Source organism: Rhodanobacter sp. UC4452_H20, assembly GCF_052978205.1.
Map to the genome: position 1 here is coordinate 2,438,685 of NZ_CM129662.1, position 14,514 is coordinate 2,453,198.

Here is a 14,514-nt window from a genome sequence, read left to right on the forward strand (position 1 = left end):
GTCCGCATCTGAATCGGCCACGCACGCGACCGCAGTTTCGGCCGCTGCCGCCACGAAAAAGCCGCCCGGATCGCTCCGGGCGGCTTCGTCATGCCGCCCTCAGGCGACGCGGGTCACTCGGCGCTGCCGTCCAGTCCGCGACGCTCCAGCAGCGGTTCGATCCGCGGCTCGTGGCCGGCGAAATCGCGGAACAGCTGCAGTGCATCCTTGCTGCCGCCCTGCGACAGCAGGGTCGCGCGGAAGCGGTCGCCGTTGGCCCGGGTCAGGCCGCCGTGGCTCTTGATCCACTCGACCGTGTTCGCATCCAGCACCTCGGACCAGATGTAGGCGTAGTAGCCGGCCGCGTAGCCGCCCATGATGTGGCTGAAGTACGGCGTGCGGTAGCGCGGCGGCACCGGCGCGTAATCGGTGCCGTTGGCCTTCAGCGCGGCCGCCTCGAAAGCCATCACGCCGCCGGCGTCGGGGATCTTGTCCGCGCCGAGCTGGTGCCAGCTCTGGTCGAGCATCGCCGCGCCCAGATACTCGGTGGTGGCAAAGCCCTGGTTGAACTTCGAGGTGGCCAGCACCTTGTCCAGCAGCGCCTTGGGCATCGGCGCGCCGGTCTGGTAGTGCCTGGCGTAGTTGGCCAGCACGCTGGGCCAGTCGGCCCACATCTCGTTCACCTGCGAGGGGAACTCGACGAAGTCGCGCGGCACGCTGGTACCGCTGAAGCGCGGGTACTTCACGTTGGAGAACATGCCGTGCAATGCGTGGCCGAACTCGTGGAACGCCGTGGTCACCTCGTCCCAGGTCAGCAGGGTCGGGCCGCTGGTCGGCTTGGTGATGTTGAGGTGGTTGGCTACCACCGGCAGGTTGCCGGTGAGCCCGGACTGGTCCACGTAGGAGTTCATCCAGGCACCGCCGCGCTTGGACGGGCGCGCGTACATGTCGGCCAGGAAGATCGCCAGCTGGCTGCCGTCTTCATTGTAGACGTCGTACACCAGCACGTCGGGGTTGTAGACCGGCAGGTCGGTGCGCTGCTTGAACTTGAGTCCGTAGAGCTGGCCGGCGGCGTAGAACACGCCGTTCTCCAGCACGTTCTTCATCTCGAAGTAGGGCTTGAGCTGGCTCTCGTCGAAATTGTATTTGTCGGCGCGGACCTTCTCCGTGTAGTAGGCCCAATCCCACGGCTGCAGCGCGAACGTGGGCTGGCCCTTCGCCGCCTGTTCCTTGTCGATCATCGCCTGCAACGCGACGCCTTCGCGCCTGGCGTTGGCGACTGCCGCCGGCGCCAGCTTGCCGAGCATGGCGTTGACCGCTTCCGGCGTTTTCGCGGTCTGATCGGCCAGCACGTAGGCAGCCCAGGTCGGGTAGCCGAGCATGCCCGCCTTCTCCGCACGCAGCTTCATCACCTGCGACACGATCGCGGTGTTGTCGTACGCGTTGCCGCGGCTGCCGCGGGTAATCGAGGCCTTGTACAGGCGCTCGCGCAGCGCGCGGTTCTCCAACTGCGCCAGCGGCGGCTGGCCGGTGGTGTTGAGCAGGGCGATCACGTACTTGCCATCGAGCCCCTTCGCCTTGGCGGCGGCGGCCGCGGCGTCGATCTGGGCGTCGGTGAGGCCGGCCAGTTCGGCGCGGCTGTCCACCACCAGCGCCGAGTCGTTGACCTCGGCCAGCACGTTCTGGGTGAACTTGGTGCCGAGCCTGGCCAGCTCGCCGTTGATCTGCTTCAGGTGCGCCTTGTCGGCGTCGGACAGCCTGGCGCCGGCCCGCACGAAATCGGTGTGGTAGCGCTCGATCAGCCGCACGCCCTGCGCGTCCAGGCCCAGGCTGGCGCGCGCGTCGTACAGCTTCTGGATGCGCGCGAAGAGCGCCGGGTCCAGCGTGATCGCGTCGCGGTGCGCGGCCAGCTTCGGCGCGTACTCGGCCTGCAGCTTCTTCAGCGCATCGTTGTTCTCGACCCCGGACAGGCTGAAGAACACGGTCGAGGTGCGCTGCAGCACGTCGCCGGATTTCTCCAGCGCGATGATGGTGTTGTCGAAGGTCGGCGCAGCGGGGTTGGCGCTGATCGCCGCCACTTCACGCAGCTGCTCGGCCATGCCGCGGTCGAACGCGGGCGCGTAGTCGCTGTCCTTGATCCTGTCGAACGCGGGGTAGTGCAGCGGCAGCGTGCTTTCGGCGAAGAACGGATTGGCGCGGACGTCGGCAGCCGCCGCGTGGGAGGCGTGTGCGCCGGCGTGCTGCTTGTCCGCCGCGGTGTCGGCATAGGCCGCCATGGAGCTGGTCAACGCGATCGTCATCGCCAGGGAAAGGGTGGGCTTCATCAAGGTCTGCTCGACGTGGGGGAACCCCGATCCTACCCAAAGCCTGTGCCACGCACCCATGACTAAAGCCATGGGTGAACACCGCGAGATCCGCTACAACGGGTCCGCATGCGTGGCGAAGAAAGCCTGCAGGAACGCTTGCCGCGCCGCCCCGTGGTCGACCTCGGTACGGCAATGCGCCGCAATCACCTGGCGCAGCAGTCCGCCAGCGGATTCGCGCACCGCGGGCCAGGGCGGCAGGTCCGCGCCGTTGGGATCGCCGGTCTTGATGAACTGTGCAAAGTAGCCTTCCATCGTGGCGGACGCGGCGCGGTCGGCAGCCGTCCACGCGTAGACCGGATTGCCCGCCAGGTTGCCCAGCGCGTACTCGATCTCGCCGCTGTGCACGGCGCCGGGATCGGGCGTTTCACCCGGCGCCGGCGCCAGCTTGGCCGGGCGCGGCTGGTCGAAATAATAGAAATACACCGGCGCGCCGCCGTGGCGGAGCTGCAGGTCCATCCAGCGCCAGGTGGTGTGCGCGATGAACATGTCGCCGGCCAGCGCGGTGGCGGAGGATTTCACCTGCGTCGCGTCGTCGCCGGGGTACAGCGCCAGTGCGTGCGCCGCCTGCGTGCCGAACAGCCGCTTCAGCGCTGCGCGGTAATTGGCAGGGGTCGGCGGCTGATCTTTCAGGATCGCGGTGTAATGGCTCTCCTGCGAATTGCTCCCCAGCAGCAGCGGCACCGGTGCCTGCCCGCCGCGGGCCATGGTGGCCGCTGGCGGCTCGCGCAGGAACCAGCCGTCGAGATTCGCGTCGGCGTCGCCGTGCTGCTCGCGCGTGGCCTGCAGCAGGCGATCGGCCGGCAACGCACGCAGCGCGGTCAGCGAGTCGGCGCCGAGACGCTGCGCGAACGCCTCGCCGCGGCGCTCCATCGTCGCCAGCGGCACCGGCGCGATCGGCGCGATCAGGGCGCCGCTTTCGCCGATCGCGCGGGCAAACAGCCCGCGCGACAGCGGCGAGGTCATCAGCGCGCTCACCGCGATCGAACCGGCCGACTCGCCGGCGATCGTCACCTGCGCCGGGTCGCCGCCGAAAGCGGCGATGTTGTCGCGCACCCAGCGCAGCGCGGCGACCTGGTCGAGCAAGCCGTAGTTGCCCGCCGCGTGCTGCGGCGATTCGGCGGCGAGGGCCGGCGTGGCGAAGAAGCCGAATACGCCCAGGCGATAGTTCACCGTCACCGTGACGATGCCGCGGCTGGCCAGGTTGGCGCCGTCGTAGCGCGGCTCCGAGCCGTCGCCGGCAACGAACCCGCCGCCGAAGAAATACACCAGCACCGGCAGCCTGGCGGTCGCGCCTGCAGGCTTCCACACGTTGAGGTAGAGACAGTCCTCGCCCATGCCGGCGGAGCGGAACCGCATGTCGCCGAACAGCGGCAGCTGCATGCAGCGCGGGCCGAAGCGCGTCGCCTGGCGCACGCCGCTCCAGGCCGGAGCGGGTTGCGGCGGTTTCCAGCGCAGCGGACCGATCGGCGGCGCCGCGTACGGAATACCCTGGAACTCTTCCAGCGCCATGCCGTTCGCCTTCGCAAGCTTGCCTTCGATCCTGCCATCGGCCAGTGACACGCGAGGCGGAGGCAGCGGGGCGGCGGCGTGAGCCGCGAAGGCAGCGAGGCCGATCACCCCGGCGAGGATGCTGGCGAGCAGGCGCGCCTTCCGCGGCGCGGGTGATGCAGTCGGATCGAACATCGTGGCGGCCCGTGAATACCTGCCTTGCAGCCTAGGCGCCGGCCTGGTCGATGTCATCCCTGGGCGCAGCGCCTCAGACCTCGTCCGCGCCGCACACATCCATCGCAACCGGCTTGGCGCAATCGGCCTGCACGGCGACCGCGGGTGCGGCACGGCGCGCGCTGGCCTGCTGCGACGACGACGGGCTGGCGGCCAGCATTGCCCCCATCACCAGCACGCAGACGCTGGAGCAGGCAACGAACAGCATGGTCAGAAAGATGGATTCGAATTTCATGACGCGTTCTCCGATTGAACAGAAAGTCCCTGTGCTGTCCATGGAGCAATCGGCGTGCCAACCCGAAAATTTGTTGCAAGCTTTTGATTTACTTTATGTTTGATGTCGATTGCCGCTGCGGGCGGCTGTCCGCGGACAGCGTCGCCCGTGCGGCCGGACAACGGTTCAGCCCGCTGCGTCCGCGAGGTTGCACACGGGCGCACCGGCCAGTCACACTCCATTAACATACCGCTTAGTACATTATCCCCATGTCGTGAGACACGCTTCCCACCGTGCGGCGAGGCTCCCCCTCCTCCTCCGCACCCGACACAGATGGACCCCCAACCCGCAGACTCCCCTCTGCGGGTTTTTTTTCGTGCCTGTGCCGCTACTCGCCCGGTGCGTACTTTTCGTGCAGCGCCACCGGCGCCACCGGGCGCTGCGTGCGCCGGCGGATCGCCAGGTTGATCAGCTCCACGAACACCGAGAACGCCATCGCCGCGTACACGTAGCCCTTCGGGATGTGCTGGCCGAAGCCGTCCGCCATCAGCACCAGGCCGATCATGATCAGGAAGCTCAACGCCAGCACCTTGACCGTGGGGTGGCGCTCGACGAACTCGCCCAGCGGCCTGGCGAACATCAGCATGAACACGATCGAGGCCAGGATCGCGGTGACCATCACCCAGCGCTGATCGACCATGCCCACGGCGGTGATGATCGAGTCCAGCGAGAACACGATGTCCAGCAGCATGATCTGCACGATCACGCCGCCGAAGGTGGCCGTCGCCGCGGCCGCGCCGCCGGTGCTGACGTGCTCGGTGGCGCCCTCCAGCTTCTGGTGGATCTCGTGGGTCGCCTTGCCGATCAGGAACAGGCCGCCGCCGATCAGGATCAGGTCGCGCCACGAGAAAGCGTGGCCGAACAGCTCGAACAGCGGCGCGGTGAGTCCGACGATCCAGGCAATCGCCAGCAACAGGCCCAGCCGCGACACGGCCGCCAGCATGATGCCCAGGCGCCGCGCCTTGTCGCGTCGTTCCGGCGGCAGCTTGCCGGCCAGGATCGAGATGAAAATGATGTTGTCGATGCCCAGCACCAGCTCGAGCGCGGTCAGCGTGGCGAGGGCGATCCAGATTTCGGGGTTGGCCAGTTGTTCCATGGGTGGTCTCTATCGAAGGGCGCCGGCCGGAAAGCATCCTGGCCCGCGGAAACGGCGAAGGCGCGCAAGCACGCTTCACGATGGGTTCTGGACGCCAAAGGGCGGGTTGATGCTCCGGTGAGGCTCTGGGGCCACGGCGGAAAGGCATCTTTGCAGGACGCACCTTCGCCGTGGGACGGCGAAGGTCTTGCTCGCAAATGGCTGTGCCATTTGCTGCTGCACCGGGGCGCAAGGCCCGTCATGACGGCGACAGCGATCGGGAGCTACTCCCCTTCAGCGGTCGATGCTAGCACAGCCCCGGCGCGTGACCACGCCGGGCGGCCGGCGTCAGCCGGCCGGATGCGCCAGCGCAAAGTCGATCGCTGCCACCACCGCCGCCACCTGGGCGTCGTTGCACTGCGCGGGCGTGGCGCGCGGGCTGTCGGGGTAGACCTCGGTGGTGGTCTTGAACGGCGCGGCGGTGATGCCGGCGCACAGGCCGAGCCGGCCGTAGTCGTATTCGATCACGCCATGCGCCACCACCGGCGAGCCGATGATGGTGCCGTCGGGGTCGGCCGGCGCGATATGGGTGACCTTGGCCACCGCGGCAATGATCGCCTGCTGGAACGCGGGCTGCGGCTGCGCGCTGTCGGCGCACAGGTAGAAGCCATCGGGAATCGTGCCGGGTTCGAACGGCTTGCCGTCGCGGGCCGCCAGGGCCGGGCGGAACTCGGCCTCGTCGCTGTCGGTGGTTTCGTGCAGATCGATGTGCATCAGCACGCGCTCGCGCAGCGGCGCCACCAGCGCCATCAGCGCGGCCGATTCCTGTGCCGGGCTGTGCGCATGGAACGAGCGGTTGGGATCGAGCGCAGCAGCATTCCAGCGCTGGATGCGTTCGTAGCCCCACGGGCTCACGCACGGCACCACCAGCAGGTTGGCCCGGCCGGCGAGGTCTGCCGCATGCTGCTCGGCGAATTGCAGCGCACCGTGCACGCCACTGGTTTCGTAGCCGTGGACGCCGCCGGTGACCAGCATCACCGGCAGCTCGTCGCGCCAGGATGCACTGCGCAGGGCGTACAGCGGATGGCGTGCGTCGGGATAGGCCAGCTCACCGTACGGTGCCACCGCCCAGTGCGCGCGCAGCGCGTCGATCCGGCGCAACACGTCATCCGCGTAGCTGCGCTGCACGCGCTGGCGCGAGCGCCATGTCTCGCGTTCGGCCTCGCCCCAGGGCTGGAGCGCCGTGCCTACGGGATAGAAGCTGGACTGGTTCATCGTGGTTCCGTGCGTGGGCGACGGGAAGCCGACGGCCGCGCCGCCGGTCCCGATGACCTGGGGACGCTTACTTCGCGCCGCCGTTCGCGGCACCCTTGGCCGGCAGCGGTTCGAGGTTGAAGCTGATCGTGGTGAGCTTGGCGTCCAGACCCTGCACGACGTCGCTGGTCAGGTCGTTGCTGGTGTTGCCGCCGAGCACCGCGTCGCGGTTGAGCAACAGGCCGCACTGGTGCTTCTTGTAGCTGGCGGCAACCACCGGCTGCGCTTCCTGGCCGATCCGCTGCATCACCTTGGCGCGGGTGAGCTGGATGCGCTCGTTCTGCTCGCCGGCCTGCGACTGGAAGGTCTGCATGCGCTGCTGCAGCGCCGCGCCCTGCTGCTTGCGCTGGTCCTCGGTGAGCGAAGCGGCCTTTTGCTGGAAGGCCTGGATGTCCGCATCCAGCGGCTTGCGCTGGTTCGACAACTGGCTGTTCGCCTGCTCGGCCAACTGGCCCAGCCGCTCGCTGGCGGCCTTGCCGACCTTGGACTGCGCGAACACGGCCTCGCGCGAGAGCATGCACACGCCGGCCACCGCGTTGCCGCCGAGCTCGTCGGCGGCTTGCGCGCTCTGGGCGTGCGCCCCCTGGACGGGAACGACGGACAAACCGGTGGCGAGGGCGAGCGCGGCAGCGAGCGTGAGACGAGGCAGGTTCATGGTGGCGGTTCCGGATGAATTGAGGTCACGAGTTCAGCCGACCACATGCCGGCTGCGTGGTTCCCCAGCATAGCCGATCGCGCGCGCGTCGCGATTCAGCGCCCGTTCGGGGCGCCCCGCGGCGGCGGCGCCACGCTCCGGTTGGCTGCACGCACCGCCCGCACGAAGCCGCCGAACGGAATGTCGGTGATGCCGACCAGGCCGATGTGGCTGTTCTCGCCGTCGAGCAGACGACCGGCGAGCGGCTGATCGGCGTACTCGAACCAGTGCGCGCCGACCACCAGCGGGTTCGTCGTGGCGGCGGCGAGATAGCGCGCGTAGGCCGCGCCGCGTGCGGCCTCGTCGGCCACCGGCACCACGCCCGCACCGAACGGGCCGCGGTCGTTCGATCCGAAATGGAATTCGCCGAGCAGCACCGGCCGATCCAGCGTCCGCATCAACGCCATGTCGACGTGATGCTGCGGCAGGTCGGCATAGGCGTTGAAGCTGACCACGTCGCAATACCGCGCGCAGGCGGCGACGGCCTCGGGCGTGTACACCGCGAAGCGTCCGCCCAGAAACAGGTGATGCGGATCGTGGCGGCGGAGCGCCGCGGCCACGATGCGGAAATAGGCGTCGGCGTAGCGGCGCAGCCAGTGGCCATAGTCGCGGGCGAGTGCCGGATGCGCCTCGTTCGGCGCCGGCGCCGCATAGCCGGTGGCCTGCAGCGCATCCCATGAACGCAGCTCGATGCCCCAGGCTTCACCCAGCGCCTGCGGCGTGGCGTACTGCTGGCGCAGCATCGCGACGAAAGCCTGCTTGGCCGGGCTTCGCGCGTCGCCGGCGAGCGTGCCCCGCGCCAATCCCCAACGCCCTTGCGGCCCTTCGCCGGCCCACGCCAGCTCGTTGTCGGCGAAGTAGCCGAGCAGCCACGGATCGTCGGTCACACCCGCGCTGGCCTTCGCTACCGCCGCCTCGGTGGCGGCGGCAAAGCGCGGGTCGAACGGATCGGGCATGCGGCCCCAGTAGTCGTAGCCGCTGGCGACGTCGGCATAGTCGCCGGCGATGTTGATCGAACGCGTATACGGCAGGCGATGCGCGGCACCCAGCGCGGCATCGCTCCAGTTGCCGAGGGTGTTGAAGCCCCAGGCCTGCAGCCGATCCAGCGTGCGCTTGCGCCAGGCGGCCGGCCAGTCGCTGCCGTCGATCCGGTGGAGATTGGCTGCGTAGAGATCGAACCAGCGGCCGTGGTTGTACGCGATGCCCTGGCTGGCGCCTTCGCCCGGGCGCCGGCTGTCGCCGCGTCCGTAAAAGGCCGCCCATTCGCCGCGATCGGGCGGCAGGTCGTCGAACATGAACTCGCGACTCTCCACGTAGCTGCGCCCGCCGCCGGCGTTGACCGCATTGACGCCCAGCGAGAAGAACGCGTGGCCGTCGGGCGTCACCAGCCACCAGCGACCGCCCCGCTTTTGCACGTGGAACCAGCCCGTGCGATCCAGCGCCTGGCCTGGCTGTCCACCGTAGGCATCGGCGGCCGGGGCCGCGCTGCCCGCATCCGCGTGCACCGCCGCGCGCAAGGCGGCATCGGAGCCGATCTTCTCCGGCCACTGCGCGCGGGTGGATTGCCCGTAACGATCGACGATGCCGGCGTAGGCCGCGTGCACGGTCGGCTCACCCGGCCGCGTGCCGATGCCGCCGAGCAGCAGTGTCTGTTCCGCTTGCGGCGAGGGGATGCCGAGGCGGATGGCTTGCACGCGGCGCCGGTCCAGCGCGCCACGCACGGTGATCGCCAGCAACACCTTGTGACCACCATCATCGAACGGCATCGGCGGGCCGACCTGCATGCCCTGCGCGCGCGGCGAGCTGGCGCGCAGCGGCACCACCAGCGTCTGCGCCGGTCCCGGCGGCAAGCCCACGCGCGCCTGCAGGCGCCGGCCGGCGCTGTCGATCTCCACATCGAGCGTGACCGCCCACGGCATCGCGTTCTGCACGCGCAGGTGCAGCTCGCCCTGGTCCGACCAGTCCCACGTCCCGCTGCGCGGCACGAGCACGATCGACGGCTGCGCCGCCGGTGCGAAGGTGTAGCGGCGCTGGGGCACGCCGTCGGCGGCGTGCTCGACACCGCCTACCCGTCGCACCTGCTCCAGCTGGAGGGTGCCGACGACCTCGCGGCGCGCCGCATCCATGCCCGCGGCATGGCCGGCGCCCAGCAGGGCCAGGCCGAAGCAAGCCATCCACACACGCACGTTCATCGGCGTCCCCGCCGGCAGCAACCCGCCGCCAGCCTACGCCAGCGGATGCCGGCGCACCCAGCGCTGCCAGCCGTAGTACACCGGCACGCCCAGCGCGATGATGACCAGGCTCATGCCGGCATCGCGCGGCGCGTGGATCGCGCTGGCGACGATCACGCCGAACACGGTGACGACGAAGATCAGCGGCAGCAACGGGTAGAACGGCACCCGGTACGGCGCCGGCTCGTCGATGAAATGCTTGCGGTACCAGAACAGCGTGCCGATGCCGAACACGTGGCCCAGCCACTCGCCGACCGTGGTGTAGTTGAGCAGCTGGCCGAAGGTGCCGGACAGCGCCAGCACCACCGCCCACGCCCCGAGCACGGCCAGCGCCACCTGCGGTGCACGGGTGCGCGGGTCGACCCGCCCCGCGGCGCGGAAGAACACCCCGTCGGCACCCATCGTCTGCAGCACGCGCGCACCACCGGCAACCGCGATCGCGCAATAACCGAAGGTGGAGCAGGCGATGCCGACCGCGATCACGGTGGCGCCGCGCTCGCCGAACAGGCGGCGCAGCAGGTCCGCCGCCGGCGCGTCGCTGGCGGCGAGGCCGGCATGCCCCAGGCCGGAGAGATAGGCGCAGTTGGCCAGCAGGTAGCAGATCACCACGCCGGTCATGCCCATGCCCAACGCGCGCGGCAGGGTGCGCTGCGGATTGCGCACCTCCCCGGCCAAGTCGTTGAGGTAGTGGAATCCGCCATAGGAAAACAGCACCGGCAGCAGCGCACCGGCGAACGCCCACGGCGAGGCTGGCGTGGCCGGCTGGCCGATCAGCGCCACGCCCAGGTGTTCGTGCGCCAGCACCAGGCCGGTGATCACCAGCAGCGCGATCGCCAGCAGCTTGAGCACGGTGAACACGTTCTGCAGCCAGGCGCCGGCGCGAATGCCGAACAGGTTGATGCCCACGATGAACACGATCGCGCCCACCGCCACCGGCTTCACGTAACCCTGCCCGCCAAGCCCCAGCGCGCTGCACAGGTATTCGGCGAACATCGTCGCCACTGCCGCCACGCTGCCGGGATAGTTGATCAGCGCCATCGTCCAGCCGAACAGGAACGCCGGCATCAGGCCGAACGCCTCGCGCAGGTAGACGTAGATGCCGCCCGCCTGCGGCCGCCGCGCGCCCAGTTCGGCGTAGCACAGCACGCCGGCCAGGGTCAGTCCGCCGCCGATCGCCCACAGGATCAGCAGTTCGACGCCCGATGACGTATGCCGCGCCACCGTCGACGGGGTGAGGAAAATGCCCGCACCGATGACGCCGCCGATGACGATCATCGCGGCGTCCCAGGTGTTCAGGCGGCGGGCGTAGGCATTGGCGGGTTCGGTCAGCACGCCGGCTACCTTGCCATTGTCGGGGACGCTTTCACCAGTCCCGTCTGGCACGGGACCGCGCGCAACGCCGGCCAGCGCTGCTAGATTGCGCCGATGCCGTTGCCCGATCACCCCGCCCGACTCGCCCTCGCCACCTGTACCGCGCGCCCCTGGATCGACCCGGACGACGCGCACCTCGCCGCCACGCTGGCGCAACTCGGCGTACCGCCGACGGTGTGCGTGTGGAACGACGCGCAGGTCGACTGGTCGGCATTCGACCTCGTGCTGATCCGCACGATCTGGGACTACCACAAGCACCCCGCGGCGTTCGGGCAATGGCTGGATCGCCTCGACCGGCTCGGCGTCGCCATGTTGAACGACAGCCGCCTGCTGCGCTGGAACAGCGACAAGCGCTACCTGTTCGAACTCGCGCGCCTGGGCGTGGCGACCATCCCGACCCGGCTGGCGCACGGCAGCGAACTGGCGCGCGTGCTGGCGTCGATGCCCGGCGCGTCGGTGGTGGTCAAGCCGACGATCAGCGGCGGCGCGTGGCAGACCCTGCGTGGCGAGGTCGGCGACGATGCGTTCGCCGCGTCCGTGGCGCAGTTGCCGACGGCGCTGGATTACCTGGTGCAGCCGTACCTTTCCGAAATCGCCGGCGCCGGCGAGTGGTCGCTGCTGTATTTCGGCGGCGAGTACAGCCACGCCGTCATCAAGCGCCCCGCCGCGGGCGACTACCGCGTGCAGGACGAACACGGCGGCCGCAGCGAACCGGCGGTGCCCGATGCCGCGACGCGCGCCGCGGCCGGGCGCGCCCTGGCCGCGCTCGCTGTCGCGGGCCACGACGTGCCGGCGTATGCGCGGGTGGATGGCGTGGTCAGCGGCGGGCGTTTCGTGCTGATGGAACTGGAGCTGATCGAACCGTCGCTGTTCCTCGCCGGGCAACCGCAGGCGGCCGAGCGCTTCGCGCACCTGCTGGCCAACCATCCTGCGCTTCGGCGTGCCGCGCTATCTTCGCCCAGCCATTGAAGCCAACCACCGGAAACCTTGCTGCATGACCGTCAACGATCCGTCCACCGAGTCCGTGCAGGAAGCCGGTGCGCTGCCTCGCCACACCACGCCGACCTGGGAGGTCGAACTGCTGATCTCCGGCGTGGCGGTATTCGCCATGCTGCAGCTGCCGGGCTGGCTGGACGAGCGCTTCTTTGCGCTGATTCCACGTTTCGACAGCGATTCGGCCGGGATGCTGGCCGTCCTGTATGTGTATCTGAAATCCGCCTCCCTGATCCTGGCGATCACCTTCATGCTGCACCTGACCCTGCGGGCACACTGGATCGCGCTGGTGGGCATGCATTCGGTATTCCCCGACGGGGTACACTGGGATCGCCTGCGCATCGGCCCGATCCGCCGCACCCTGGAACAACAGCGGCTGGGCTCGACCAGCGACGCGATCGAGCGCAGCGACAACCGCGCCACCATGGTGTTCGCTCTGGGCGTGACGCTGGGCACCTTGATGCTGGTGTTCAGTCTCGTCGCTGGCGCGGTGTGCGGCGCGATCACGGCGCTGCGTTGGACAACGGGTATCCGTCTCGATCTCGTCTTGGTGCTGATCAGCATGCTCGCCGTGTTTCTGCTGCCGTTCCTGGCGGCGCATCTGCTCGATCGCCGGTTCGGTGCAGCGCTAGCCGAGACCAGCTGGCAGCGCCGTGCACTCACTCGGATGTACCGGGTCTATGCCCGCACCGGCGTGGGCGGCTCCTACGTGAGCGTGCTGGTATCCAGCCGGACGGGCGAGGTACGTGCGGCACTGCTGGTGGCGCTCGTCTTCGTCCTTGCTAGCGGCGGCGCCAGCTTGGGTCTGATCACGCTCAACTCGCCCGGCTGGCTGGGCAACTACGCAAGGTTCCCGTACTTCACCGACGGCAGCCACACAATGAGCTCGTCGTACTACGACGACCAGCGCGACGTGGTGCACAGCAAGCTGGTGCCGTTCATCCAGAGCGACGTGATCACCGACCCATACCTGCGGCTGGTGGTGCCCTACCAACCCGACCGCGACGACGACGCCCTTCAGCGCACCTGCGCACCCATGCTGGCGCTGGCCGACGCGCAAGCACGCGCGGAGGGCACCTTGGTTTGCCTGGGCAAACTGCACGCGGCGACGCTCGACGGCAAGCCCATCCCGGGCCTGCGCTACGAATCGGGCAGCGACGCGCGCGCCCGGCGACCGGCGCTGGTGGCGATGATCGACTTGCGCGCACTCGCGCCGGGCCGCCACGAACTGCGCGTAATGCGCGCACCCGCCAAGCCGGGCAGCAAGCGCCGACGCGACCAGGCCAGCGAGTACGTGATCCCATTCTGGCGCTGAACGCCACGCCGTTGCTGCGTACAATGCCAGGATCCACTCGTCACGCCGTGCCGGCGACTGCCTGATGCCAGCGCCCCGGAAAATCCTGCACATCGACATGGATGCGTTCTACGCCTCGGTGGAGCAGCGCGATGATCCCGCGTTGCGCGGCAAGCCGGTGGCGGTGGCCTGGCGCGGCGCGCGCTCGGTGGTGTGCGCGGCCAGCTACGAGGCGCGCGTGTTCGGTGTGCGCTCGGCGATGCCGGCGATCAGCGCCGAACGCCTGTGTCCGCAGCTGGTGTTCGTGCCGCCGGACTTTGTGCGCTACAAGGCGGTGTCGCGACAGATCCGCGAGATCTTCGCCCGCCACACCGACCTGATCGAGCCGCTGTCGCTGGACGAGGCCTACCTCGACGTCACCACCACGAAAACCGCGCTGCCCTCGGCCACCGCCACCGCCGAGGCGATCCGCACGGCGATCCGTGCAGAGACCGCACTGACCGCCTCCGCCGGCGTGGCGCCGAACAAGTTCCTGGCCAAGATCGCCTCGGACTGGAACAAGCCCGACGGCCTGTGCGTGATCCGCCCGCGCCAGGTGCTGGACTTCCTCACGCCGCTGCCGGTGGGTCGCCTGCCCGGCGTGGGCAAGGTGATGGAGGGCAAGCTCGCCGCGCTGGGCATCGCCACCGTGGGGGAGTTGCGCGCGCTCGCCGTCGCCACGCTCGAGTTGCGTTTCGGGCGTTGGGGCCGGCGCCTGCACGAGTTGGCCCACGGCATCGACGAGCATCCCGTGCAGCCGGAGCGACCCACGCTGCAGATCTCCGCCGAGGACACCTTCGAGCACGACTTGCCGCTGGACGAGCTGGAGCCGCACATTCGCCGCCTGGCCGACAAGGCGTGGAGCGGCTATCAGCGCGAACGCGAACGGGTCGCCCGCACCGTCGTGCTGAAACTGAAAACGGCCGACTTCCACACCCTGACCCGCAGCCTCACACCGCCGCAGCGGCCACGTTCGGCACGCGAGCTGGGCGAGATCGCCTGCACGTTGCGCGAGCGCGTGGAACGCCCGACGACCACGCGCTATCGGCTGGTCGGCGTGGGGCTCGCCGGTTTCGTCGACCGCGACAGCTACCAGGCACAGACGGACCTGTTCGACACCGCCACGTCCTGACCCGCACGCGGGAGCGGCTAACGGGATCGC

General features: G+C 69.3%; 11 protein-coding genes. 3 read left to right on the plus strand and 8 right to left on the minus strand.

Annotated features, from left to right (window positions below; genetic code table 11):
• Nucleotides 1–113: 113 nt before the first annotated feature.
• The 8 genes from ACVCMC_RS11540 to ACVCMC_RS11575 form a co-directional block, all read right to left on the minus strand.
• On the minus strand, nucleotides 114–2,303 hold the full coding sequence (locus ACVCMC_RS11540; protein ID WP_447097393.1) for a M3 family metallopeptidase: 2,190 nt from the start codon (nucleotides 2,301–2,303) through the stop codon (nucleotides 114–116).
• 93 nt (nucleotides 2,304–2,396) lie between these two features.
• Nucleotides 2,397–4,028 carry a carboxylesterase/lipase family protein gene (locus ACVCMC_RS11545; protein WP_447097394.1) on the minus strand — a complete coding sequence of 544 codons (1,632 nt, stop codon included), beginning with the start codon at nucleotides 4,026–4,028 and terminating at the stop codon, nucleotides 2,397–2,399.
• Between the two features lie 73 nt (nucleotides 4,029–4,101).
• Nucleotides 4,102–4,302, minus strand: coding sequence for a hypothetical protein (locus tag ACVCMC_RS11550; protein WP_395116088.1), 201 nt, complete (start codon nucleotides 4,300–4,302; stop codon nucleotides 4,102–4,104).
• 367 nt (nucleotides 4,303–4,669) lie between these two features.
• Entirely contained in the window at nucleotides 4,670–5,437 is a 768-nt protein-coding gene (locus tag ACVCMC_RS11555; RefSeq protein ID WP_447097395.1) for a TerC family protein, read from the minus strand.
• A 327-nt stretch (nucleotides 5,438–5,764) separates the two neighbouring features.
• The gene (locus ACVCMC_RS11560; protein ID WP_447097396.1) at nucleotides 5,765–6,691 is read right to left on the minus strand and encodes a M14 family metallopeptidase; all 927 of its coding nucleotides are present in this window, start codon (nucleotides 6,689–6,691) and stop codon (nucleotides 5,765–5,767) included.
• A 67-nt stretch (nucleotides 6,692–6,758) separates the two neighbouring features.
• Nucleotides 6,759–7,385 carry an OmpH family outer membrane protein gene (locus tag ACVCMC_RS11565; protein WP_395116082.1) on the minus strand — a complete coding sequence of 209 codons (627 nt, stop codon included), beginning with the start codon at nucleotides 7,383–7,385 and terminating at the stop codon, nucleotides 6,759–6,761.
• A gap of 95 nt (nucleotides 7,386–7,480) precedes the next feature.
• Nucleotides 7,481–9,616 (minus strand): beta-galactosidase, encoded by a 2,136-nt coding sequence (locus ACVCMC_RS11570; RefSeq protein ID WP_447097397.1) that lies wholly within the window; start codon nucleotides 9,614–9,616, stop codon nucleotides 7,481–7,483.
• Between the two features lie 33 nt (nucleotides 9,617–9,649).
• Nucleotides 9,650–10,987, minus strand: a complete 1,338-nt coding sequence (locus ACVCMC_RS11575; RefSeq protein WP_395116078.1) for an APC family permease — start codon at nucleotides 10,985–10,987, stop codon at nucleotides 9,650–9,652.
• Nucleotides 10,988–11,080: 93 nt separating this feature from the next.
• On the opposite strand from ACVCMC_RS11575, the gene ACVCMC_RS11580 reads away from it, so the two are divergent.
• From ACVCMC_RS11580 to dinB, 3 genes are all read left to right on the plus strand, one after another.
• Entirely contained in the window at nucleotides 11,081–11,995 is a 915-nt protein-coding gene (locus ACVCMC_RS11580; protein WP_447097398.1) for an ATP-grasp domain-containing protein, read from the plus strand.
• Nucleotides 11,996–12,020: 25 nt separating this feature from the next.
• Nucleotides 12,021–13,334: a hypothetical protein gene (locus ACVCMC_RS11585; RefSeq protein WP_447097399.1), complete on the plus strand. Its 1,314-nt coding sequence runs from the start codon at nucleotides 12,021–12,023 to the stop codon at nucleotides 13,332–13,334.
• A 64-nt stretch (nucleotides 13,335–13,398) separates the two neighbouring features.
• Nucleotides 13,399–14,484, plus strand: coding sequence for a DNA polymerase IV (gene dinB / locus ACVCMC_RS11590; protein WP_447097400.1), 1,086 nt, complete (start codon nucleotides 13,399–13,401; stop codon nucleotides 14,482–14,484).
• Nucleotides 14,485–14,514 lie beyond the last annotated feature (30 nt).

Excerpts from the sequence above, each read along its gene's own strand:
- ACVCMC_RS11585 (WP_447097399.1), top strand. The coding sequence starts at position 12,021 with ATGACCGTCAACGATCCGTCCACCGAGTCCGTGCAGGAAGCCGGTGCG.
- ACVCMC_RS11540 (WP_447097393.1), bottom strand. The coding sequence starts at position 2,303 with ATGAAGCCCACCCTTTCCCTGGCGATGACGATCGCGTTGACCAGCTCC.
- ACVCMC_RS11570 (WP_447097397.1), bottom strand. The coding sequence starts at position 9,616 with ATGAACGTGCGTGTGTGGATGGCTTGCTTCGGCCTGGCCCTGCTGGGC.
- ACVCMC_RS11580 (WP_447097398.1), top strand. The coding sequence starts at position 11,081 with ATGCCGTTGCCCGATCACCCCGCCCGACTCGCCCTCGCCACCTGTACC.
- ACVCMC_RS11555 (WP_447097395.1), bottom strand. The coding sequence starts at position 5,437 with ATGGAACAACTGGCCAACCCCGAAATCTGGATCGCCCTCGCCACGCTG.
- ACVCMC_RS11550 (WP_395116088.1), bottom strand. The coding sequence starts at position 4,302 with ATGAAATTCGAATCCATCTTTCTGACCATGCTGTTCGTTGCCTGCTCC.
- ACVCMC_RS11560 (WP_447097396.1), bottom strand. The coding sequence starts at position 6,691 with ATGAACCAGTCCAGCTTCTATCCCGTAGGCACGGCGCTCCAGCCCTGG.
- ACVCMC_RS11565 (WP_395116082.1), bottom strand. The coding sequence starts at position 7,385 with ATGAACCTGCCTCGTCTCACGCTCGCTGCCGCGCTCGCCCTCGCCACC.
- ACVCMC_RS11545 (WP_447097394.1), bottom strand. The coding sequence starts at position 4,028 with ATGTTCGATCCGACTGCATCACCCGCGCCGCGGAAGGCGCGCCTGCTC.
- dinB (WP_447097400.1), top strand. The coding sequence starts at position 13,399 with ATGCCAGCGCCCCGGAAAATCCTGCACATCGACATGGATGCGTTCTAC.